Annotated in this window: 22 protein-coding genes; 14 read left to right on the top strand and 8 right to left on the bottom strand. The window is 65.3% G+C overall.

From position 1 onward, the window contains the following. Positions 1–120 precede the first annotated feature (120 nt). The 4 genes from LY622_RS20955 (at position 121) to LY622_RS20970 (ending at position 6,117) form a co-directional block, all read left to right on the top strand. Complete coding sequence (locus LY622_RS20955; RefSeq protein WP_234292667.1) at positions 121–1,929, top strand: TRAP transporter permease; 1,809 nt, start codon at positions 121–123, stop codon at positions 1,927–1,929. A 527-nt stretch (positions 1,930–2,456) separates the two neighbouring features. After that, complete coding sequence (locus tag LY622_RS20960; RefSeq protein WP_234292668.1) at positions 2,457–3,002, top strand: hypothetical protein; 546 nt, start codon at positions 2,457–2,459, stop codon at positions 3,000–3,002. Positions 3,003–3,123: 121 nt separating this feature from the next. Further along, on the top strand, positions 3,124–4,968 hold the full coding sequence (gene ilvD, locus LY622_RS20965; protein WP_234292669.1) for a dihydroxy-acid dehydratase: 1,845 nt from the start codon (positions 3,124–3,126) through the stop codon (positions 4,966–4,968). A 66-nt stretch (positions 4,969–5,034) separates the two neighbouring features. Beyond that, a complete protein-coding gene (locus LY622_RS20970; RefSeq protein ID WP_234292771.1) occupies positions 5,035–6,117 on the top strand; it encodes an oxidoreductase in 1,083 nt (360 codons plus the stop codon). Positions 6,118–6,207: 90 nt separating this feature from the next. Here LY622_RS20970 and nudE read toward each other — a convergent pair whose 3' ends face one another. After that, positions 6,208–6,795, bottom strand: coding sequence for an ADP compounds hydrolase NudE (nudE, locus tag LY622_RS20975; RefSeq protein WP_234279071.1), 588 nt, complete (start codon positions 6,793–6,795; stop codon positions 6,208–6,210). 123 nt (positions 6,796–6,918) lie between these two features. On the opposite strand from nudE, the gene yrfG reads away from it, so the two are divergent. The 5 genes from yrfG to msrB all read left to right on the top strand — a co-directional run bounded on the left by yrfG (position 6,919) and on the right by msrB (position 11,488). Beyond that, the gene (yrfG, locus tag LY622_RS20980; protein WP_234292670.1) at positions 6,919–7,620 is read left to right on the top strand and encodes a GMP/IMP nucleotidase; all 702 of its coding nucleotides are present in this window, start codon (positions 6,919–6,921) and stop codon (positions 7,618–7,620) included. A gap of 11 nt (positions 7,621–7,631) precedes the next feature. Then, on the top strand, positions 7,632–8,018 hold the full coding sequence (locus tag LY622_RS20985; protein ID WP_234292671.1) for an RNA-binding S4 domain-containing protein: 387 nt from the start codon (positions 7,632–7,634) through the stop codon (positions 8,016–8,018). Positions 8,019–8,045: 27 nt separating this feature from the next. Beyond that, positions 8,046–8,921 (top strand): Hsp33 family molecular chaperone HslO, encoded by an 876-nt coding sequence (hslO, locus tag LY622_RS20990; protein ID WP_234292672.1) that lies wholly within the window; start codon positions 8,046–8,048, stop codon positions 8,919–8,921. A gap of 367 nt (positions 8,922–9,288) precedes the next feature. Beyond that, positions 9,289–10,845: a phosphoenolpyruvate carboxykinase gene (locus LY622_RS20995; RefSeq protein WP_234292673.1), complete on the top strand. Its 1,557-nt coding sequence runs from the start codon at positions 9,289–9,291 to the stop codon at positions 10,843–10,845. Positions 10,846–10,984: 139 nt separating this feature from the next. Next, positions 10,985–11,488, top strand: coding sequence for a peptide-methionine (R)-S-oxide reductase MsrB (gene msrB, locus LY622_RS21000; protein ID WP_066445256.1), 504 nt, complete (start codon positions 10,985–10,987; stop codon positions 11,486–11,488). On the opposite strand, the gene LY622_RS21005 is transcribed toward msrB, so the two are convergent. Further along, positions 11,478–12,332 carry a LysR substrate-binding domain-containing protein gene (locus tag LY622_RS21005; RefSeq protein WP_234292674.1) on the bottom strand — a complete coding sequence of 285 codons (855 nt, stop codon included), beginning with the start codon at positions 12,330–12,332 and terminating at the stop codon, positions 11,478–11,480. The two genes, msrB and LY622_RS21005, sit on opposite strands and share 11 nt — an antisense overlap. Positions 12,333–12,489: 157 nt before the next feature. Between LY622_RS21005 and LY622_RS21010 the strand changes: the two genes are divergently transcribed. The 5 genes from LY622_RS21010 to LY622_RS21030 all read left to right on the top strand — a co-directional run bounded on the left by LY622_RS21010 (position 12,490) and on the right by LY622_RS21030 (position 18,402). Then, positions 12,490–12,768: a DUF1127 domain-containing protein gene (locus tag LY622_RS21010; RefSeq protein WP_234292675.1), complete on the top strand. Its 279-nt coding sequence runs from the start codon at positions 12,490–12,492 to the stop codon at positions 12,766–12,768. Between the two features lie 74 nt (positions 12,769–12,842). Beyond that, positions 12,843–15,215 (top strand): Tex family protein, encoded by a 2,373-nt coding sequence (locus tag LY622_RS21015; protein WP_234292676.1) that lies wholly within the window; start codon positions 12,843–12,845, stop codon positions 15,213–15,215. A gap of 123 nt (positions 15,216–15,338) precedes the next feature. After that, positions 15,339–16,961 carry a glutamate--cysteine ligase gene (gshA, locus tag LY622_RS21020; RefSeq protein ID WP_234292677.1) on the top strand — a complete coding sequence of 541 codons (1,623 nt, stop codon included), beginning with the start codon at positions 15,339–15,341 and terminating at the stop codon, positions 16,959–16,961. After that, entirely contained in the window at positions 16,958–17,488 is a 531-nt protein-coding gene (locus tag LY622_RS21025; protein ID WP_234292678.1) for a disulfide bond formation protein B, read from the top strand. The genes gshA and LY622_RS21025 overlap by 4 nt, the downstream gene beginning before the upstream one ends. A 41-nt stretch (positions 17,489–17,529) precedes the next feature. Continuing rightward, complete coding sequence (locus LY622_RS21030; RefSeq protein ID WP_234292679.1) at positions 17,530–18,402, top strand: alpha/beta hydrolase; 873 nt, start codon at positions 17,530–17,532, stop codon at positions 18,400–18,402. Here the strand turns inward: LY622_RS21030 and LY622_RS21035 are convergent. The 6 genes from LY622_RS21035 to LY622_RS21060 are packed head-to-tail and all read right to left on the bottom strand — an operon-like array spanning position 18,396 to position 22,626. Further along, on the bottom strand, positions 18,396–18,812 hold the full coding sequence (locus LY622_RS21035) for a RidA family protein (RefSeq protein WP_234292680.1): 417 nt from the start codon (positions 18,810–18,812) through the stop codon (positions 18,396–18,398). The two genes, LY622_RS21030 and LY622_RS21035, sit on opposite strands and share 7 nt — an antisense overlap. Then, positions 18,805–19,230: an acyl-CoA thioesterase gene (locus tag LY622_RS21040; protein WP_234292681.1), complete on the bottom strand. Its 426-nt coding sequence runs from the start codon at positions 19,228–19,230 to the stop codon at positions 18,805–18,807. The genes LY622_RS21035 and LY622_RS21040 overlap by 8 nt, the downstream gene beginning before the upstream one ends. Positions 19,231–19,242: 12 nt before the next feature. Continuing rightward, positions 19,243–19,923, bottom strand: coding sequence for an ABC transporter ATP-binding protein (locus tag LY622_RS21045; RefSeq protein WP_234292682.1), 681 nt, complete (start codon positions 19,921–19,923; stop codon positions 19,243–19,245). Position 19,924: 1 nt separating this feature from the next. Next, entirely contained in the window at positions 19,925–20,668 is a 744-nt protein-coding gene (locus tag LY622_RS21050; RefSeq protein ID WP_234292683.1) for an ABC transporter ATP-binding protein, read from the bottom strand. Then, the gene (locus tag LY622_RS21055) at positions 20,661–21,704 is read right to left on the bottom strand and encodes a branched-chain amino acid ABC transporter permease (protein ID WP_234292684.1); all 1,044 of its coding nucleotides are present in this window, start codon (positions 21,702–21,704) and stop codon (positions 20,661–20,663) included. The genes LY622_RS21050 and LY622_RS21055 overlap by 8 nt, the downstream gene beginning before the upstream one ends. Beyond that, positions 21,697–22,626: a branched-chain amino acid ABC transporter permease gene (locus LY622_RS21060; protein WP_255762672.1), complete on the bottom strand. Its 930-nt coding sequence runs from the start codon at positions 22,624–22,626 to the stop codon at positions 21,697–21,699. Before LY622_RS21060 ends, LY622_RS21055 begins: the two co-directional genes overlap by 8 nt. Positions 22,627–22,678 lie beyond the last annotated feature (52 nt).

The raw sequence follows: 22,678 nt of genomic DNA on the forward strand, positions 1-22,678 counted from the left end.
TCCGTCTTTTCGCCGATTTTTGCCTTGTCTGGCCTTCGTTCGCCGACTTTTCAGACAATGCCTAACTCCCTGTTGGGGCCAGTGCTCCTGGCCTGGCCCTGATCGAAAGGCACCCTCTCTATGTCGACATTCTCCTCTTCTCCGGCGGCCGGCAAGGCCGTCGGGAGTATAGGGTCGCGGGTTCACCCGGCCTGGGTATTGCTGGGCGGTATCACGGTGGTCTTTCACCTGGGCCTGATCTTCTACGGTCTCACCCCGGCACTCGTCAGCCGGCCGATGCACATGGCGCTGGCGCTGCCGTGGGTCCTCATCTTCGCCGCTCGCACGCCGTTCGAGCGCTGGAGCGGCTGGGTGCTAACCCTGCTGGGTATCGCCGCCTGCGGCTATATCGCCTTCAACGAGGAGGCGCTGTCGCAGCAGTACGGCTTTATCGATACCCACCTGCAGATGGTCATCGGCGTCTTTCTCATCGGGCTGGCGCTGGAGGCCGCCCGCCGCGCAATCGGCTGGCCGCTGCCCCTGGTGGCGGTGGCGGCGCTGCTCTATGCGATATTCGGTACCCATATTCCCGGCCAGTTCGGCCATCCGGGGCTGCCGATGCAGAGCTTGATTGGCACCCTGACCATCGCCGAGGGCGGGCTCTGGGGTTCGCTTACCGGGGTCAGCGTCGGGGTGGTGGCGGTCTTCGTCATCTTCGGTGCGGTGCTCAATGCCGGTGAGGCGGGGCAGGGCTTCATGAACATGGCCAGCGCCTTCGCCGGTCGGCTGACCGGCGGAGCGGCCAAGGTGTCGGTGATCTCCTCTGCCCTGATGGGCTCGATCTCCGGCTCCGCCTCGGCCAACGTCGCCTCCACCGGGGCGATCACCATTCCCACCATGGTGCGCCTGGGGTATCCGCGCGCCCTGGCCGGTGGCGTGGAGGCGGTGGCCTCGTCGGGGGGGCAGATCATGCCACCACTGATGGGGGCCGGAGCCTTCGTCATGGTCGAACTCACCGGCACGCCCTATACCCAGATCATGGCCGCGGCGATGCTGCCGGCGATTCTCTATTTCGCCACCGTCTGGGTGGGCATCAACGCCTACGCCACGCGCCATGACCTGCGCCCCATGGCCGAAAGCGACAGGCCCAGCGGCAAGGAGGTGCTGATCACCTCGCTGTTCTTCGCCGTGCCCTTCGTCATCCTGCTCGAACGCATCTTTCTCGGCGGCTATACGCCTCAGTATGCGGCGAGCCTGGCCATCTTCGCCGGCATGCTGCTGCTGTTCTTCGACGTGACGCTCAGCTTCTCGCTGCGTGGCTTCGCCTCGCGGATGGCCGATGCCATGGTCACCGCGGGGCGTCAGGTCGCGATTATCGGCTCGATCATCATCTGTGCCTCGCTGGTCATCGGGGTGCTCTCCATGACCGGGCTGGGGGTGAAGATCACCTCCGGCATTCTCTCCCTTTCCAACGAGATGCTGTGGCCGGCGCTGCTGCTCACCGCGCTCGCCTGCCTGGTGCTGGGGATGGAGGTGCCGACCACGGCCGCCTACGTGATCTGCGTTTCGGTGGCCGGGCCGGCGCTGACCGCCCTGGGGCTCGAGCCGCTGCTGGCGCACCTGTTCGTATTCTGGTTCGCGCTGCTCTCGACCATCACGCCGCCGGTCTGCGGCGGGGTCTTCATCGCCGCCGGCATGGTGGGGGAGAACTGGCTAAAGGTAGCAATGAAGGCCATGGCGCTGGGCATCGGGCTCTATATCATCCCCCTGGCCATGGTCGCCAACCCGGACATCATCCGCCTCGCCTTCGACCCCGTCGCGGCGGTATTCGACGCGGTGAAGATCGCCATCGGCCTGGGTGGGATCTCCTACGGCGTCATTGCCCGCCGCGCCCTCTGGCTGCGGGTGCTGCTGGTCGTGGTGGGGGCGCTGGTGATCTTTGCGGTGTAGGTAACACCCCGGCATGGCAGGAAAAGTCAGCTGTTGGAGCGCTCGGTTCGGCGCTCCGAGTTTCCATTGCGACTGGCGCCGAAAGGCGCCCTGGCGGTTCGCGCCGGTGAAAAAAACTGCTGTTGGAGCGCTGCTCTGCATCGTGACTGGCGCCGACAGGCGCCTTGGCGGAGGCGGCAAGGCCAGTGGTTATCGCCAGCATTGGCAACACCGCGGTCGCGAGCTAAAGCTACCTCCTACAGGGCGGTAGTCGCCGACCTTGTAGGAGCGCTGGTCCCCATCGCGACTGGCGCCGATAGGCGCCTCGGCGGAGGCCGCAACGTCAGTAGGTATTGCCGGCATTGGCGACACCGCCGGGAGGCCTTCGGCCTCCAGCCGTGAGCTAAAGCTACTCCTACAATGAGTGGCACCGTTGGTGAAGAAGATCGCTGTTGGAGCGCTGGTCCCCATCGCGACTGGCGCCGATAGGCGCCCTGGCGGAGGCTACTAACGCCAGTGGTTATCGAAGAGGACGGAGGAGAAGAGAGATGATCTTTGCCACGCTGGGCCCTGAGGGCAATAACCACGTACTGGTACTGCGCCGCTATCTCGAGGCGCGTGGTCCCGCCGATGCCGAGGTGAGGCTGTTCGATGATTTTCCGGCGGCGTTCGCCGCTCTGGCGGCGGGGGAGGTGGACCGGGTGTTGCAGTGCACGGCGCACTTCAGCCACGCCGATTGCGTCGGCCGCTACATGCATCGCGTCTTTCCGGTGGACGTCTTCGTCGCCGGCAGTCATCCCCTGGCGCTGCTGGCACGGCGCGATATTGCCGAGCCTCGCCGGGTGGCACGCCAGCCGGCCACCCGCTACTACACCGACCTCTCGTCCTTTGATGAAGAGATCGATGCGCCCACCACCGTGGCGGTGGCCGAGGGGCTGGTGGAAGGGCGTTTCGAGGCGGGCATCTGTGCCCGGCAGGCACTGGAAGAACATCCGGACCAGTTGCGCTTGATCGAGGAGTTGGGCCCGGCGCTGGACGTCTGGGTACTCTATGGCACCCAGCCGCTTCCCGAGGGCAGCTCGCTGTCAGTCTAGCCGCCACGCCCCGTGCATGACAGAATCTGGGCTGACCTGAACACCGAGACCGTCAACCGCCGCCATGGCGACCCGAGACGGCACGAACGATATGGCGCACCTAGCGCTTAAAGAGGACACCATGCCCGAATACCGCTCCCGTACCACCACCGCCGGTCGCAACATGGCCGGCGCCCGCGCCCTGTGGCGTGCCACCGGCATGAAGGACGAGGATTTCCACAAGCCGATCATCGCCGTGGCCAACTCCTTCACCCAGTTCGTGCCGGGGCACGTGCATCTGAAGGACATGGGCCAGCTGGTGGCCCGGGAGATCGAGAAGGCAGGTGGCGTCGCCAAGGAGTTCAATACCATCGCGGTGGACGACGGCATCGCCATGGGCCACGACGGCATGCTCTATTCGCTGCCGAGCCGCGACATCATCGCCGACAGCGTCGAGTACATGGTCAACGCCCACTGCGCCGACGCCCTGGTGTGCATCTCCAACTGCGACAAGATCACTCCCGGCATGCTGATGGCCGCCATGCGCCTCAATATTCCGGTGATCTTCGTTTCCGGCGGCCCCATGGAGGCGGGCAAGACCAAGCTGCTCGACCACGGCATCGACCTGATCGATGCGATGATCTATGCCGCCGACGACAGCTACAGCGACGAGGATATCGCCGAGATCGAGCGTAGCGCCTGTCCCACCTGCGGCAGCTGCTCCGGCATGTTCACCGCCAACTCCATGAACTGCCTGATGGAAGCGCTGGGCCTGGCGCTGCCTGGCAACGGTACGGTGCTGGCGACCCACAGCGATCGGCGTCGCCTGTTCGAGGAGGCGGGGCACCGCATCGTCGACCTGGCCAAGCGCTACTACGAGGGCAACGAGGCGCACCTGTTGCCCCGGGCCATCGGCTCCAAGGCGGCCTTCAGGAATGCCATGACCCTGGATATCGCCATGGGCGGTTCTACCAACACCATCCTGCACCTGCTGGCCGCTGCCCAGGAGGGCGAGATCGATTTCACCATGGCCGACATCGACCGGCTGTCGCGGGAGGTGCCGCAGCTGTGCAAGCTGGCACCCAACACCCAGCAGTACCATATCGAGGACTGCCATCGCGCCGGTGGCATCATGGCGATCCTCGGTGAGCTGGAGCGTGCCGGGGTGCTCGACACCCGGGTGCCCACCGTCTACGGCGATACCCTCAGGGACGCCTTGGATGAGTGGGACATCATGCGCTCGCCGAGCCCCGAGGTGGTCGAATTCTACAAGGCAGGCCCCGGTGGCATCCCCACCCAGACGGCCTTCTCCCAGAGCGCCCGTTGGCCGAGCCTGGATGGCGATCGCGCCACCGGCTGTATCCGCGACCTTGAGCACGCCTTTTCCCGGGAGGGCGGCCTGGCCGTGCTGTTCGGCAATATCGCCGTGGATGGCTGCGTGGTGAAGACCGCCGGCGTCGACGACTCCATTCTGGTGTTCGAGGGGCCGGCCCATGTGGTCGAGTCCCAGGACCAGGCGGTGGAGCATGTCCTCGAGGGCAAGGTGAAAGCGGGCGAGGTGGTGGTGATTCGCTACGAAGGGCCCAAAGGCGGTCCCGGTATGCAGGAGATGCTCTATCCGACCTCCTACCTGAAGTCCAAGGGGCTGGGCAAGGCGTGTGCGTTGCTCACCGACGGCCGCTTCTCCGGCGGTACCTCGGGGCTCTCCATCGGCCATGCCTCTCCCGAAGCCGCGGCGGGCGGTGCCATCGGCCTGGTGCGTTCCGGCGACATCATTCGCATCGATATTCCCAATCGCTCGATCGACGTCAAGCTTAGCGACACCGAACTCGCAGCGCGGCGTGAAGCGGAAGAGGCGCGCGGCAAGGATGCCTGGAAGCCGAGCATCCAGCGCACCCGCAAGGTCTCGGCGGCGCTCAAGGCGTACGCGCTGCTGGCCACGTCTGCCGATAAGGGTGCGGTGCGCGACCTCGCCAAGCTCGATTGATCCTCGACCGTTCCGTACGCCGGGTCCTTTCCCGGCGTACCGATGCCCTCAAGCGAGATGTTCATGATGAAGCAGACCTACGGTGTTGGCCTGGTCGGTTTCGGCACCGCCGGCCGTGTCTTTCATGCACCGCTGATACAAGCCGCCCCCGGGCTGGAGCTGTTGGCTGTGGTCAGCAGTGCGCCGGAGCGGGTGCGTGAAACCCTGCCCGAGGTGGATGTACTGCCCAAGGCGGCGGCGCTCTTTGCACGGAGCGATATCGACATAGTGGTGATTGCCACCCCCAACGATACCCACTACCCGCTGGGTAAGGCGGCGCTGGTGGCCGGCAAGCATCTGGTCATCGACAAGCCCTTCACCGTATCGGTGCCGGAGGCGCGGCTGCTGAAGGTCGAGGCCGAGAAGCAAGAGCGGATGATCAGCGTCTTCCACAATCGCCGCTGGGATAGCGACTTCCTCACCCTCCAGGCGCTGCTGGCGTCGGGCCGCCTGGGTCGTCCGGTGTCCCTGGAGCTACGTTTCGACCGCTACCGGCCTCTGGTCGCCCATCGCTGGCGCGAGCAGCAGAAGCCCGGCAGCGGTATCTGGTTCGATCTCGGCGCTCATCTGCTCGATCAGGCCAACGTGCTGTTCGGCATGCCGCGAGCCATTCTGCTGGACCTGAAGGCTGCAAGGGATGGAGCCGAGGTGGACGACGACTTCCTGGCCCTGCTCGACTACGGCGACCTGCGGGTGACGCTGAAGGCCAGCTCGCTGGTGGCCGAGTCGACGCCGCAGCTGGCGCTGCATGGCACTCAGGGTAGCTTCGTCAAGTATGGCCGCGACCCACAGGAGAACTGGCTGCGTGCGGGTCAGGCGCCGACGCCCTTCTGGGGTATCGACGAGCGCCCCGGCCGCCTGACCCTGAACGAGGGGGAGGGTGACGCGGTTTCGCTGGTGGGCCAGGAGCATCCCGGAATGCCCGGCAACTACCCGGCCTACTATGCCGCCGTTGCCGATGCCCTCGCCGAGCGGCTGCCGCCGCCGGTAACGGTGGATCAGGCGCTGGACGTCATGTACCTGTTGGAGGCGGGGATGGATAGCCACCGCCAGGAGCGCTGGATACGCCTCAAGGAGGGCAACGGTATCCCGCGCTATCTGAACGGATAAACCGAAGGGATAAGGCGAATAATGGATAGGTTGGATGAATTGGGTGAATCGATAGCGCGAACGGATAAGGCGCCGGCCACCAGCGCAGCGTCACCAGGAGAGTGAGGTGTCTTCCCGGCGGCGCTGGCGCAGGGTGTCGCGGGCGATGAAAAGCGCCGCGATGGCCCGCGCCTCATGGAAATCCTCGCGCAACAGCAGGGCCGGAAGCTCCTCCAGGGCATGGGTCTCGACCACCAGCTGTTCCGGTTCGTCACCGGGCAGTCGTTTCGGGTAGAGGTCGGTGGCCAGCATCACCTGCATGCGGTGGCGCATATAGTTGGGGGCCAGCGACAGTTCAACCAGCGGCTCGATGCGTTGGGCGCCGAAACCGCACTCCTCCATCAGCTCGCGGTTGGCGGCGGTGACGAGATCCTCTCCCGGATCGACGAGTCCCTTGGGCAGGGTGAGCACATAGTCCTCGAAGCCCGCCGCATACTCGCGGATCAACAGCACATGCTCCGGGTCGGGCATGGCGATGATCATGACCGCGCCGTGATCGCTGCCGGTCAGCCGTTCGAAGGTGCGCTCGGCGCCGTTGGCAAAACGAAGTTCCAGCGACTCGATGTGAAACAGACGACTTCTGGCCACCGATTGGCGTGACAGGACCTGGGGTTTCTGCAGATAGTATGTCTCGGACATGAGAGCTCCGTTGCGAACAGGCGAGCCGACGGCGATCTGAACTTGCTGGCCAGGCATGCGCCGAAGGGGTCGATTGAGTACAATATCACGCCTTTCACCGTACTGACGCCACCGGGAGTCGCCATGATCGACTGGCGCGCCATCGATACCGTTCTGCTGGATATGGACGGCACCTTGCTCGACCTCCATTTCGACAGCCATTTCTGGCTGGAGCATCTGCCCAGGCGCTATGTGGAGCTGCACCGGCTGGATGACGCGACCCAGGAAGTCCTGCGGGCGCGAATCATTCGTGAAAAGGGCACGCTCAACTGGTATAGCCTGGCCTACTGGAGTCGCGAGCTGGGGGTGGACATCGTCGCGCTCAAGCGCGAGATCCAGCACCTCATCGGCCTGCGCAGCGATGCCCTGGATTTCCTCGAGTGGCTCAAGCAGGCCCACCCCCGCGTCGTGTTGGCGACCAATGCCGACCGCGAGAGCCTGGAACTGAAGCTGCCGATCACCGGTCTCGAGAACTACCTGGACGCCATCGTCTCCTCGGCGGACCTGGGCGTGCCCAAGGAAGCCCAGGCATTCTGGTCCGCGCTGCAGGAGGTCGAGCCCTTCGATCCCGCCCGCACCCTGTTCATCGACGACAATCCGGAGGTGCTGGAGAGCGCACGGGAGTATGGCATTCGCCACCTGCTGGGGATCAAGCAGCCCGACAGCACCCGGCCGGAAAAGGAGCTGGAGGAGTTTATCGCCCTGGATCGCTTCGCCGCCATCCTGCCGGAGACGCTGCCGCCGGAAGTCCGTGCTGACAAGTCGCAGGGAGGAGAGAATGGATAGGGAGGAGAAAAATGGATAGTGTCCGCCTCGACAAATGGCTCTGGGCCGCGCGCTTCTTCAAGACCCGTGCCCTGGCCAAGAAGGCCATCGAAGGTGGCAAGGTCCACTACAACGGTGCCCGGGCCAAGACCAGCAAGAGCGTCGAGGTCGGGGCGCTGGTTCGCGTGCCCCAGGGGTGGGACTACTGGGAAGTGGAGGTCGTGGCGCTTTCCGACCAGCGACGTGGCGCCCCCGAGGCGCGTGAGCTCTACCGCGAGACGCCCGAGAGTGAAGCACGACGCCTGCGCGAAGCCGAGGGCCGGCGCCTCACCAACCAGGCCATGCAGCATCCTCTGCGTCGACCCGACAAGAAGCAGCGCCGGGACATCCATCGCTTTCAGCGTCAGCATGACGAATAAACGAGCCCCTTTACGAGACCGTACGCCATGAGCGACCAGATTCAGCGTTTTCTCTTCGAGCGCACCAATGTGCGTGGCGAGATCGTCACCCTTGAGCGCGCCTATGGCGATGTGCTCGACCGCCACGGCTACCCGCCTGCGATCAATCGGCTGCTGGGGGAGCTGCTCTCGGCCGTTGCCCTGCTCACCGATACCGTCAAGCTCGACGGTATCCTCAGTATCGAGGTGCGTGGCCAGGGAGCGCTGTCGCTGCTGATGGCCGAGTCCAACCCCGGCGGCGAGCTGCGCGCCATTGCGCGCCTGGCCGAGGGCACCGACCTGCCCGATGACAGCCAGGGCTTTCGCGACCTGGTTGGCGACGGCCATATCGTGATCACCCTGGACCCGAAGGATGGCAATCGTTACCAGGGTATCGTGGCATTGGAGTACGACAGTCTGGCCGAGTGCCTGGAAGCCTATTTCTCCCAGTCCGAACAGCTGCCCACCTTCCTGCGGCTGACGTCGGACGGAACGCGTACCGGCGGGTTGCTGCTGCAGCGTCTGCCCGACGACTCGATGAACCAGGATGACGATGCCTGGGAGCGAAGCGTGCATCTGGCCAGGACCCTGCGCAGCGACGAGCTTCTGGAGCTCGACCAGCGTGAGGTGCTGTATCGCCTCTACCATGAAGAGACGGTGCGCGTCTTCGAACCCAAGCCGTTGCGCTTCGGCTGTACCTGCTCCCGCGCGCGTATTGGCGAGGCGCTGCTGAGTCTCGGGGATAAGGAGCTGCGCGAGGTATTGGCCGAGCAGGGCGAGATCGAGACTCAGTGTCACTTCTGCCATACCCACTACCGCTTCGGCGAAGCTGAGGTGGAAGCGCTGTTGGCTGCGTCGGATGGGGATGCGCGCACGCTGCACTGAAGCCCTTCACAGAAGCTCTTCACAGAAAGGCTGCACAGAAGACTGCACCGAGATGTCCGTTGTCGTGTCTTCTGTCTGCCTGCAGTCGACTACAAGAAAGCCTTGTGGCCATGCTGCATAGCACAAATGCGATGTGGTTCAACCTGCTGCGATATGGCATTGATGTAGTAGTAAAACTACAAGAACTTCGGTCAACGGCAGCGTTTCCCGGCGGCTTCATTTTTGCCATAATAGCGCCCGCCTTAAGGTCGATCGGCTCGATACAAGACGGGATACATCCGCACGGACGATCGGAAACCTCATTGCAGAGGGCGTTATGGACGCCTGGCCCACGAGAGAGAACCGGCCGCAAGGCCCAGGAAATGACATGACCACATCCCAAGCCGCTCCTCAAGCACACGTCAATCTCAGCAGCGCCGAACTCATCGAACGGTCAGTGGCGCGTGGTGAAGGCCGACTGGCTGCCAACGGTGCCCTGGTGGTGAACACCGGCGAGCGCACCGGCCGCTCCCCCAAGGACCGCTTCATCGTCGATGAGCCTTCGACCAACTCCCAGATCGACTGGGGCAGCGTCAACCGCCCCTTCCCGGTCGAGCAGTTCGATGCTCTCTGGGAGCGCGTCGAGGCGTACCTGAGCAGTGGCGAGCGCTTCGTGTCCGAGTTGCATGTGGGCAGTGATCCGACCCATTACCTGCCGGTGCGCGTGACCACCGAAACGGCCTGGCACAATCTCTTCGGTCGCACCATGTTCGTGCGTTCGGAGGTCTACAACCCGTCCATCAAGGACGAGTGGACCATCCTCAACGCGCCATATTTCGAGTGCGACCCGAGCCGTGACGGCACCAACTCCGATGGCTGCGTGATTCTCAACTTCGCCCAGAAGAAGGTGCTGATCGCCGGCATGCGCTATGCCGGAGAGATGAAGAAGGCGATGTTCTCGGTTCAGAACTTCCTGCTGCCGGCCTCCGATGTACTGCCCATGCACTGCTCGGCCAACGTCGGCGAGGATGGCGAGACCACCCTGTTCTTCGGCCTTTCGGGTACCGGCAAGACCACGCTCTCGGCGGACCCGGCACGCTACCTGATCGGCGACGACGAGCATGGCTGGGGCCCGGGCACGGTGTTCAACATCGAGGGCGGCTGCTACGCCAAGTGCATCGACCTCTCCGAGAAGAACGAGCCGGTCATCTGGGATGCCATCAAGTTCGGCACCGTGCTGGAGAACGTCGTGCTCGACGATCGGCGCGAGCCCGACTACACCGACGACAGCCTGACCCAGAACTCCCGCGCCGCCTATCCGCTGGAGCATGTGGACAAGCGCGTACCGGAAAATCGCGCGGGCGAGCCTAACGCCATCATCTTCCTGACCTGCGACATGTCAGGCGTTCTGCCCCCGGTGTCGGTGCTCTCCAAGGAAGCCGCGGCCTATCACTTCCTCTCCGGCTATACCGCCAAGGTTGGCTCCACCGAGATGGGCTCCTCCGCCGGTCTCGAGGCTACCTTCTCCACCTGCTTCGGCGCCCCCTTCTTCCCGCGCCCGGCGCGTGTATACGCCGACCTGCTGATCAAGCGCGTCGAGGCCAAGGATGCCCAGGTCTATCTGGTCAACACCGGCTGGACCGGCGGTGCCTATGGCGAAGGCGGTTCGCGTTTCTCCATTCCCACCACCCGTGCCATCATCAGTGCGATCCAGTCCGGCGTGCTGCGCGAGATCGAGACCAAGCGCATCGAAGGGCTCAACCTGGACGTGCCGGTAGCGGTGCCGGGCGTCGACTCGCGTCTGCTCGATCCGCGCGAGACCTGGGAAGACTCGTCCGCCTATGATCGTAACCTGCGCGACCTGGCAGCCAAGTTCGTCGACAACTTCAAGAAGTTCGACGGCGTCAGCGAAGCCATCGTCAAGGCCGGACCCAGCCTGACCTGAGGCGAACCCGCCGAGGTTCCAGCGGTCTGAACGGGGAAGGACAATCGTCCTTCCCCGTTTCGTTGTGCGTCCCGCCTGATGGTCAGGGTCATGCAGCCAGGGCCTGCAGGAACGAGCGACATCAACGAGGAGTGCTGTCATGAAACGACGTCATTTTCTGGGTCTGGTCGGTGCCACCGGTGCGGTGGGGCTGCTGCCGGGAGCCGCCTGGGGCTTTCCCCGCCTGAATCTCGAGCCCGCGCCGGGGCTCGAGCGGCTCGAGCTCTCCGACGAGGAGTGGCGCGAGCGGCTCACTGCGGAGCAGTACGACATCCTGCGCGACCACGGCACCGAGCCACCCTGGTCGAGCCCGCTGGACGACGAATGGCGCGAGGGAGAGTATCACTGCGCCGGCTGTGATCTGCTGCTGTTCACCAGCGCCATGAAATACGACTCCGGCACCGGCTGGCCGAGCTTCTTCGAGCATGTCGAGGGCCACCTGCTGACCCAGCTCGACTTCAGCATGATCTGGCCGCGGACCGAATATCACTGCGCCCGCTGCCACGGTCACCAGGGCCATGTCTTCAGCGACGGACCCGAGCCCACCGGCCTGCGCTGGTGCAACAACGGCCTGGCGTTGACGTTTATCCCCGCTACAGCCTGAACCCCTCGATGATGTACTGGGCAAGGCCCTCCACCACCGGTGAGGCGGTATCCGGTGCTCGCAGCAGCACGATGGAGGCGTCGGGCAGGGGAGGAAAGCCGTCCGCCTCGTCGAGGATGCGCAAGTTCGGCGTAACCAGGCTCTTCATCCACGCCGACACGGCAAGACCCGCCCCGACGACCGCCTGAAGCGTGGCCAGGCTGGGGCTGCTGTAGGCGATGCGATAGGAGAGGCCGGCCCGGGTCAGGGCATTGCAGGCGTGACGTCGGCAGAAGCAGGGCTCTTCGAACAGCGCCAGTGGCAGGGGTGACTGCCGGTGCGTCGCATGCGACTCGGCCACCACCCACACCGTTTCATCCTGCAGCAGGATCTCGCCGATCTCGTGCCCCACCTCGCGGGTCACGATACTCAGGTCGAGCTGGCCCTTCTGGCGATTGATCAGCTCGGAGGAAGGGGCGCACTGCACTTCGACATCCACCAGTGGCCAGGTATGGGAGAAGGACTTCAGGATACCCGGCAGGAAGCGCATCACGTAGTCGTCGGGCACGCCGAGCCTCACCTTCCCGACCATATCCGGCTGGCGCAGCATGGTGAGCGCTTCGCCATGCAGGTCGAGAATGCGTCGCGCATAGCCGAGCAGGGTGGCTCCCTCGCTGGTCAGCAGCATCTGGCGGCCCTGCCGTTCGAACAGCTGGCGCTGGATCACGTCCTCCTCCAGCCGCTTGATCTGCATGCTCACGGCGGATTGCGTTCGGTTTACCGCCTGGGCGGCGCGGGTGAAGCCACCGTGGTCGACGATGGCGACAAAGGTGCGCAGCAATTCATGATCGATGGTCTGGAGCATACGGATTACTCATCGGTGGCTGATCGCGGTTAACGCTATCATCGCTTTCTTATCAATATGGTTGATGCTATGCATAAGAAGTATTCGTTGGATTGATTTTAGCCGCTCCTCGACACTTCCTCCACACCCGGGCTTCACATACCAGGAGGAAGTCGTCATGACCAAGGAGTCGACCTGCCCTGCGCCTCTCCCAGGCAGCGCCTGCGACCACCGTCCGGTCGAGCATGCCCTCGCCACGACGCGGCAACGGCTGCGGTTTATCGTACGGCTGTGGCACTGGGCGCGCCGCATGGACCGGCTCGCCCAGCTTCGTCGTGAGCGCATACAGCTGCTCGAGCTCAGCGATCATCAACTTCGCGACATCGGCCTGACCCGAGATCAGGCTCTGCGTGAAGGACGCCGTCGCTATTGGGACGATATCGGCTGGTGGCGCTGACGTTGGCTGCGGCGAGCGCGTGGCGTTTATGGTAACTTGGCGCGATCTTTTGCTGTTGCTACATCAAGGATGTCATGGACGCCACGACCCGAATCATTTCACGCCTCGCCGAAGAGCTCGCCGTTCGACCGCAGCAGGTATCGGCCACGGTTGAGCTGCTCGACGGCGGAGCCACCGTGCCCTTCATCTCGCGCTATCGCAAGGAGGTCACCGGTGGCCTCGATGACACCCAACTGCGCCAGCTCGACGAGCGCCTGCGTTATCTGCGCGAACTCGAGGAGCGCCGCGACACCGTGCTCGCCGCCATCGAGGAACAGGGCAAGCTGACCGATGGCCTGGCGGCGCAGATCCAGGCGGCCGACACCAAGCAGCGCCTGGAAGACCTCTACCTGCCATACAAGAAGAAGCGCCGGACCAAGGCGCAGATCGCCCGTGAGGCCGGGCTCGAGCCGCTGGCCGATGCCCTGTTCGCCGATCCGACCCTGGATCCGGAGACCGAAGCCGGCCGCTATCTGCGTCCTGCCGAGGGCGATATTCCCGCCGTGGAGGATGCCAAGGCGGCACTGGATGGGGCCAGGCAGATCCTGATGGAGCGCTTCGCCGAGGACCCCGAACTTGTCGGGCTACTGCGCGAGCGCCTGTGGAACGAGGGCGAGCTCAGCGCCAGGGTACTGGACGGCAAGGAGCGCGAGGGCGCGAAGTTTTCCGACTACTTCGAACATGACGAGAAGCTGGCCAAGGTGCCGTCGCATCGGGCGCTGGCGATGTTCCGCGGCCGTAACGAAGGGGTGCTGACCCTGGCGATTCGCCTGCCCGGTGAAGACGAGGCGCCGATTCACCCGGCCCAGGTCGCTATCGCCCGCCACTTCAAGATCCGCGACGAGGGCCGTGCCGCCGACAAGTGGCTCGCCGACGTGGTTCGCTGGACCTGGCGGGTCAAGCTCTATACCCACCTGGAGACCGAACTGATGGGGCGGCTGCGCGAGAGCGCCGAGCTCGCCGCCATCGGTGTCTTTGCCGCCAACCTCAAGGACCTGCTGCTGGCCGCGCCGGCCGGGCAGAAGGCGACGCTTGCCATCGACCCCGGCCTGCGCACCGGCTGCAAGGTGGCCGTGGTGGACGCCACGGGCCAGTTCCTCGAGCACGCCACCATCTATCCCCATGCCCCCCGCAACGCCTGGGACGCCTCCCTGGCCGAGCTGGCCAGGCTGGTGGAACGCCACGATGTGGCGCTGATCGCGGTGGGCAACGGCACCGCCAGTCGCGAGACCGACCGGCTCGCCGCCGACCTGCTCAAGCTGTGTGCGTCACGCCAAGGACCGGGCAAGCGTACGCTGGCCAAGGTGATGGTCAGCGAGGCCGGTGCCTCGGTCTACTCCGCCTCGGAGTACGCGTCCCGGGAGCTGCCCGACCTCGACGTCACCATCCGCGGCGCGGTCTCCATCGCCCGGCGCCTGCAGGACCCCCTGGCCGAGCTGGTCAAGATCGAGCCCAAGGCGATCGGCGTGGGGCAATACCAGCACGATGTCTCCCAGCTTCAGCTCTCCCGCAGCCTGGAAACCGTGATCGAGGACTGCGTGAATGCCGTCGGGGTGGATCTCAACACGGCATCGAGTGCGCTGCTGTCCCGCGTGGCCGGCCTCAACCCGGCCCTGGCCGAGAATATCGTCGCCCGACGCAACGCCGAGGGCGCCTTCGTCAGCCGCAGGCAGCTCCTCGACGTGAGCCGCCTGGGCCCCAAGACCTTCGAGCAGTGCGCGGGCTTCCTGCGCATCATGAACGGCGACAATCCGCTCGATGCCAGTGCGGTCCACCCCGAGGCCTACCCGCTGGTGGAGCGCATCGCCAAGCGCAGCGGTCGGGAGCTGTCCAGCCTGATCGGCGACAGCGCCACCCTCAAGGCGGTCAAGCCCGCCGAATTCGCCGACGAGCGTTTCGGCGTGCCTACCATCAGCGATATCCTCAAGGAGCTCGACAAGCCGGGCCGTGATCCGCGGCCGGAGTTCAAGGCCGCCGAGTTCCGCGAAGGGGTGGAAACGCTCAAGGACCTGGAGCCGAGCATGATCCTGGAGGGTACCGTGACCAACGTGACCCACTTCGGCGCCTTCGTCGATATCGGCGTGCATCAGGACGGGCTGGTGCACATCTCGGCCCTGTCGGACAAGTTCGTCGATGACCCGCGCACCGTGGTCAAGGCCGGGGATATCGTCAAGGTCAAGGTGATGAGCGTGGACCTCGAGCGTGCCCGCATCGCCCTTACCATGCGCCTGGACGACCAGCCGGGCGAGGAGGCCGGCGGCAAGCCGCGGCGCGGCGGTGGTGACGAACGCCGGGGCCAGGGCAAGCCGGCGCGCAGGAATGGCGGCGCCGGGCAGCAGAGCCAGCCGGCCAGCCCGGTGGGCGCCCTGGGTGCTGCGCTGCTCAAGGCAAAGAAGGGCAAGTCTTGAACCCTGCACCCCTGACGCCATACTCTCATCTACAGCTGTCAGCCCATTGTCGGCCGCTCTCGGCGGCCGGTACGCTTCGACCGGGGAACCTGCATCAGGCTTCCGAGACATGGGGTCAATGCCTTGTCTGATTCATATACTGCCACCGTTTCACACCTTTCCGCTCTCGCCGCACAGGGGCGCTTCGGCCGCCTGCTGCGGGGCATCGAGAAGGAGGGGCTGCGTGTCGATGCCCAGGGGCGAATCGCCGACACACCGCACCCCCGGGCGCTGGGCTCCAAGTTGACCCACCCCTATATCACCACCGACTACTCCGAAGCGCTGCTGGAGTACATTACCCCGGTGTACTGCCGCCCGGGCGATGCCATGGCCTTCCTGGCCGACCTGCATCGCTTCAGCTATCGCCGCCTGGGCGATGAGCTGATCTGGCCGGCCAGCATGCCGTCGCGCCTCGATGGCAACGACAGCGTGACCATCGCCGATTACGGCAGCTCCAATGTGGGCACCATGAAGCACGTCTACCGCAAGGGGCTGGACGTGCGCTATGGCCGGATCATGCAGGCTATCGCCGGCATTCATTACAATGTGTCGTTGCCCAACGAGCTGTGGGAGGTGCTGCGGGAGCGGGATGGCGCAGCCGACATCCCCATGAACGACTATCGTTCCAGCCGCTATTTCGGCCTGATTCGCAATTTCCGTCGTCACAGCTGGCTGCTGCTCTACCTGTTCGGTGCCTCGCCGGCACTGGATCGCAGCTTCCTCCCCGACGGCAGGATTCCCGACAAGCTGCAGGCACATGGTCGCGACACCCTGATCTCGCCCCATGCCACCAGCCTGCGCATGTCGGACCTGGGCTACCAGAACAAGGTGCAGGCGCAGCTGAAGATCTGCTTCAACTCGCTGTCCAACTATGTCGGCACCCTGCGCCACGCCATTTCCACGCCCTGGCCCGCCTATGCGGCCATGGGCGTAGAGGAAAACGGCAACTGGCAACAGCTCAATGCCAATATCCTGCAGATCGAGAACGAGTACTACAGCGACATCCGCCCCAAGCGGGTGACCCGCCAGAACGAGACCCCCAGCCAGGCCCTGGAGGCTCGCGGCGTGGAGTACATCGAGGTGCGCTGTCTCGATCTCGACCCTTCGCTTGCCCTGGGCATCGACGAGCCCCGCCTGCGTTTCCTCGACACCTTCCTGATGTGGTGCCTGCTCTCCGAGAGTCCCTGGATTCCCGACGAGGAGTGCGACCGTCTCGACGACAACCGCCAGCGTGTGGTGGAGCGTGGGCGCGACCCCGAGCTGCGCCTGGAGCACGGTGGCCAGCTTCGCTCGGTGGCCGACTGGGGCGGGGAGATCTGCGCGGAGATGGAGCAGGTGGCCGAGCTGCTCGACCAGCTCGAGGAGGGCTCGCCGCACCGCGACGCCCTGGCAGCACAGCTGCCGAGCCTCTCCGACCCCTCGCTGACGCCCTCCGGCAAGCTGTTGAGCCGGCTCGAGGAGAGCGGCGAGGAGTTCATCGATCATGTTCTCGCCATGGCCCAGGAGCAGGCCGCACAGCTACGGGCCGAGCCCATGGACCCGGCCCGCGAGGCGCTGTTCGATCAGCTGGTGGAGACTTCCCATCAACAGCAGGGCGAGATCGAAGCCGCCGATGTCGATGACTTCGATGCGTTTCTCAGCCGCTACTTCGATAGTGCCCGTGAGCCGCGCGCCGCCGTGGCGGAAAGCCGGGGAGAAACCTCATGACCGCGACGCTGCAACGCCTGAGCGTGCGCCACTGGAGCCTGGCCGGCCTGGCCTTCTGCACCCTGATGATGCTGGTGGCGCTGGGGCTCGAGCATATCGCCGGCCTGGAGCCCTGTCCGCTCTGTATCTTCCAGCGTGTGGCGGTGCTGGCGGCGGCGGCGGTATTCCTCGTTGCTGCCATTCACAACCCGCGTGGGCGGGTGGGCGCCGTCGTCTATAGCGGGCTGTCGCTGGCCGCGGTGATCGGCGGCATCGCGGTGGCCTGGCGCCATCTCTGGCTGCAGTCGCTGCCGCCGGACCAGGTGCCGAGTTGCGGCCCCGGACTCGACTACATGATGGATGTCCTGCCGCTGCGCGATGTGATGGCGATGGTGTTCTCGGGCTCCGGCGAATGCGCCGAGATCGACTTCCTGCTCATGGGTATCTCGCTGCCCGGCTGGACCCTGATCGGTTTCCTGGTGCTGGCGCTGGCCCCATTGGGCATGGTGCTGTCGGCCTTCCGGGAGCGGCACGCCGCCCTGGCATGAAGCAGATCCACCAATAACAATGATGATCACAGGAGCCGTACATGCTCTATCGGGAGTTTTCCACCCAGGAGGAGATCGACCGCGAGTATGACCCCTCGCGGGGCCGTGACCCGCTGGCGATGCCGACGCTGCTGGAAGCGTGGCGCGAGAGAAGCGAGGCCTCCCGTGCGCGCTACCGAGTGACACAGGACGTGGCCTTCGGCCCGACCCTTGCCGAGTGCATGGATATCTTCCATGCCCATGGCAATTTTCAGGCGGACAGCCCCCCACCGGTGCACCTCTTCATTCACGGTGGCTACTGGCGCTCGCTGAGCCACAAGGAGTTCGGCTTTATCGTCGACGGCCTGGTGGAGGCCGGCATCACCGTGGCGGTGGTCAACTATGCGCTCTGTCCCGCCGTGCCGTTCAGCGAACTGGTGCGCCAGAGCCGGGCGGCGGTGGCCTGGATGTATCGTCACGGCGAATCGCTGGGCGTCGACCCCCACCGGCTGAGCGTTTCCGGCCACTCCGCCGGCGGTCATCTCTGCGCCATGCTGCTGGCCACCGACTGGGAGGGTGACTACGGCCTGCCCAACGACCTGATCCGTGGCGTGCTGGCGATCAGCGGTCTCTATGACCTGCGCCCCTTCCCCTGGTCATGGCTGCAGCCCAAGCTCCAGCTCACCGGACGCGACGTCGCCGACTATAGCCCGCTGTTCCAGCCCTGCCGGGTGCCGGCCAGGGTCTCCCTGGTGGCTGGTGGCAAGGAGTCCGGCGAGTTCGAGCGGCAGATGCTGGCCCATGCCGAGCATCTGCGTGGCCAGGGCATCGAAGTGAGTGCCGATGCTCTGGGAGCCGACGACCACTTCTCCATTCTCGATCACTACCGCCCCGGTGGGCGCTTCGTCGAGTGGATCCGCGGCTGTCATCACTGATTTTCGGGCAGCACCGCGGTCGCTTCGATCTCGACCCTGGCGCGGTCCTCGATCAGGTCGGCGACCTGAACCATGGTCATGGCGGGGAAGTGCTTGCCCATGACTTCACGGTAGGCCGCACCCACCTCCTTGAGCCTGGCCAGGTACTCCCGCTTGTCGGTAACGTACCAGGTGAGACGTACCACATGCTGCGGGCCGGCTCCCGCCTCCTGCAGTACGCTGACGATATTGGCCAATGCCTGGTGGATCTGGTCAACGAAGTCGTCGCTCTCGAAGACCTGGTCGCCGTTCCATCCGATCTGGCCACCGACGAAGATGGTGCGGCCGGTCGCCACGATGCCGTTGGCATAGCCCACGGCGGCCTTCCAGTTCGTCGGGTGTAGCTGCTGGTGTACGGGGGCATCATTCATCGGATAATCCTTCTGGGCAGTCGATGACAAAGTGGCGACGCATGGCGTCTGGCCAGGGCAGGGGGCGGCCACTGTCCAGGTCGACGAGGACCAGGGTGGAGTCGCAGGTGAGTCGTGGCTGGTCGCCGCAGCGGGCCGTCATGCGCAGTGCCAGGCTGGTGCGGCCGACACGGCGCACGGTCAGCTCGAAGCGGAGGGTCTCGCCCAGCCGGCTGGGGGCGTGGAAGTCCGTGGCGAGGCTGGCGGTGGGCACGCCGGTACGGGATGTGACGTGGAGTTCGTTGAAGTCGTGTCCGACCACCTCGGCGAACCAGTCCTCGACCACGGAATTGAGCAATTCGAAATAGCGCGGGTAGAAGACGATACCCGCCGGATCGCAGTGCTGGAAACGCACCTTGCGCAGGGTGGTGAATGGCATCGGCTCGTCTCCTCAGACACCCAGGTAGCGGTCGCGGGTAGCATCATCCAGGGCATCTGGCTGGCCGCTCCAGGCGGTGCGGCCCTTCTCGAGGATGACGCATTGGTCGGCCAGCGGCAGCAGCTCGGAGAGCGACTTGTCGACGATCACCGTCGACTGTCCCTCCTGCTTCAGCCGTCGTATGGCCGACCAGATCTCCTTGCGTATCACCGGGGCGAGCCCCTCGGTGGCTTCGTCCAGCACCAGCAGTCGCGGGTTGGTCATCAGGGCCCGGCCAATGGCCAGCATCTGCTGCTCGCCGCCCGAGAGAGTGTTGGCCATCTGATAGCGCCGCTCGGAAAGCCGGGGAAAGAGTGCTTCGACACGCTCGAGGCTCCAGTGGCCCGAACGCGCCGTTACCACCAGGTTCTCGCGTACCGAGAGGTTGGGGAAGCAGCGTCTCCCCTCGGGTACCAGGCCCAGCCCGGCCTGGGCGATGCGGTAGGCAGGCAGTCGGCGCAGATCCCGGGACTCGAACTCGATGCTGCCGCTGCGGGCCGGGGTCAGGCCGAAGATGGAACGGATGGTGGTGGTCTTGCCCATGCCATTGCGGCCCATCAGGGCGACCAGTTCGCCGGCCTTGACGGCGAAATTGACGCCGAACAGGGCCTGGGAGGGGCCGTAGTAGGTGTGGATATCGGTGACGGTAAGCATCTCAGTCTCCCAGGTAGGCTTCGCGCACGTCGGGGTTGCGGCGGATCTCGGCGCTGTTGCCCTGGGCGATCACGCTGCCGGCGACCAGTACCGAAATACGGTCGGCGAGCCGGAACACCGCGTCCATGTCGTGCTCGATCAGCAGGATCGGTACCTCCTGCTTGAGCGCCTCCAGGAGGTTTGTCAGATGCGCGGTGCCTTCCGGCCCCAGGCCGGCCATGGGCTCGTCGAGCAGCAGGGCGCGGGGCTTGAGCGCCAGGGCACAGGCGACTTCCACCTGGCGGCGCTCGCCGTGGGAGAGTTCGGAGACCGGCGTGTCGGCGCGATGGCCGAGCTGCATGCGCTCCAGGGCCTCCCGTGCCGGTGCCAGCAGGCTTTCGTCCCGGTGCACCGGTTTCCAGAAGCGGAAGCTGTGGCCCTGCAGCGCCTGGACCGCGATCATCACGTTGCGCAGCACCGACAGAGGTTCGGCCAGGGACGAGACCTGGAAGCTGCGGCCCAGGCCCAGGCGAGCCCGCTGGGCGACGCTCAGCGCGGTGATCTCCTGGCCCGCCAGATGGACGCTGCCGGCATCGGGTTTCAGGTTGCCGGCAATCTGGCCGATCAGGGTCGACTTGCCGGCGCCGTTGGGGCCGATCAGCGCGTGGATCTCGCCCCGGTTCAGCTCCAGGGAGACGTCCCGGGTGGCCTGCAGTGCCCCGAAGCGCTTCTGCAGATGGTTGAGTGTCAGCACCACGTCAGACATGTCGCTCCCTCCCGGCCAGCCAGCCCATCACGCCGTGCTTGGCAAACAGCACGACCAGCAGCAGGACCAGGCCGAGGAACAGCTTCCAGTACTCGGTCATGCCGCCCAGCAGGGTCTCCATCATCACGAACAGGATGGCGCCGGCCAGCGGACCATAGAGTCGGCCCACGCCGCCGAGTATCACGATCACCATCAGTTCGCCGGACATGTGCCAGCTCAACATGGTCGGGCTGATGAAGCCGTTGAGATCGGCATAGAGCGCGCCGGCAAGGCCGGTGATCATCGCCGATATGACGAAGGCCACCAGGCGAATGGGGTAGGGAGAGATGCCCGCGGTGGCCAGGCGGGTGTCGTTGAGGCGCGCCATGGTCAGGGCGGCACCGAAGCGCGACTTCATCATCCGCGAGGTGATCGCCATGGCCAGCAGCAGGCCGGAGAAGGCGATCAGGAAGAAGGTCCACGGCTGGCCGGTATCGACCAGGGGCAGGGTATTGCGGACATAGATCGGCAGGCCGTCCTCGCCGCCGTAGGTGGGCCAGGAGTTGGCGAAGTAGTACATCATCTGGGCGAAGGCGAGGGTGATCATGATGAAGTAGACCCCCGTGGTGCGCAACGAGATCGCCCCGATGGCCAGTGCCAGCAGGCCACACAGCAGGGCCGCGGCCAGCCAGATCACCAGCATGCTGTCGCTGCCCGGGATCGCCATGGGCCAGCTCATCACCGGGCTGAAGTCGAAGGCGTGGTAGGCGCTGATGCCGGCGATGTAGCCCCCCAGGCCGAAGTAGGCGGCGTGGCCGAAGCTCACCATGCCACCGTAGCCGATGGCCAGGTTCAGCCCCACGGCGGCCATGGCGATCAAGGTGATCCGCGAGGCCAGGTTGACGTAGTAGATGTGGCCCAGCAGGTGGGCCGCCAGCGGTGCCAGGAACAGCAGGGCCAGCAGCCCTATCTGTACCAGCCCCTTGCGGTCGAACCACTCGCTCGACAGTGCCGGCAGGCCGGGCAGGGCAGTGGTTTCACTCTTGAGTTTATCCATGGGCGGCAAACAACCCCTTCGGCTTGAACGCGAGAATGAGGGCCATGAGGATGTAGACCAGCATGGCGGCCACGGCGGAGCCTACCCCAGCGGCTTCGGCCGGGCTCATGAAGTTGCGGAAGAAGCCCGGCAGGAAGACGCGCCCCATGGTATCCACCACCCCGACCAGGATGGCGCCGAACAGGGCGCCCTTGATCGAGCCGATGCCACCGATGACGATCACCACGAAGGCCAGTATCAGCACCGGCTCGCCCATCCCCACCTGGACCGACTGCAAGGCGCCGACCATGGCGCCGGCCAGGCCGGCCAGCGCCGCACCCATGGCGAAGATCAGGGTGTAGAGCCGCGCGATATTGACGCCCAGCGCGCCGATCATCTCGCGGTCGCTCTCGCCGGCGCGGATACGCATCCCCAGGCGAGTGCGTGAAATCAACAGGTAGAGCCCGATGGCCACCAGTACCCCCACGGCGATGATCACCAGCCGGTAGAGCGGGTAGCGGGCGCCCCCTGGCAGGGTGACGAAGCCGGTCAGCATCTCCGGCGGGCTGAGCCACAGCGGCGATGAGCCGAACAGCCAGCGGGTGCCCTCGGAGAAGACCAGGATCAGCGCGAAGGTGGCCAATACCTGGTCGAGGTGGGGGCGGTGATAGAGGCGGCGAATGACCAGCAGCTCCACGAGCGCGCCGACGGCGGCGGCGGCCACTATCCCGGCACTGAGTCCCACCAGGAAGGAGCCGGTGGCAGCGGTGACCGATGCCGTGGCATAGGCACCGACCATGTAGAAGGAGCCGTGGGCCAGGTTGATCAGGCCCATGACGCCGAACACCAGGGTCAGGCCGCTGGCCATGAGAAACAGCATGGTACCCAGCTGAAGGCCGTTGAGCAGCTGCTCGAGAAACAGGGTGGCGGTCACGTCATGCATCCCGTGTCAGAAGGTGACGGAAAGCCGGGCCGCGTGGGCCCGGCGCCTGTGG

It is taken from the genome of Halomonas alkalisoli (assembly GCF_021412585.1).
GTDB lineage: Bacteria > Pseudomonadota > Gammaproteobacteria > Pseudomonadales > Halomonadaceae > Halomonas > Halomonas alkalisoli.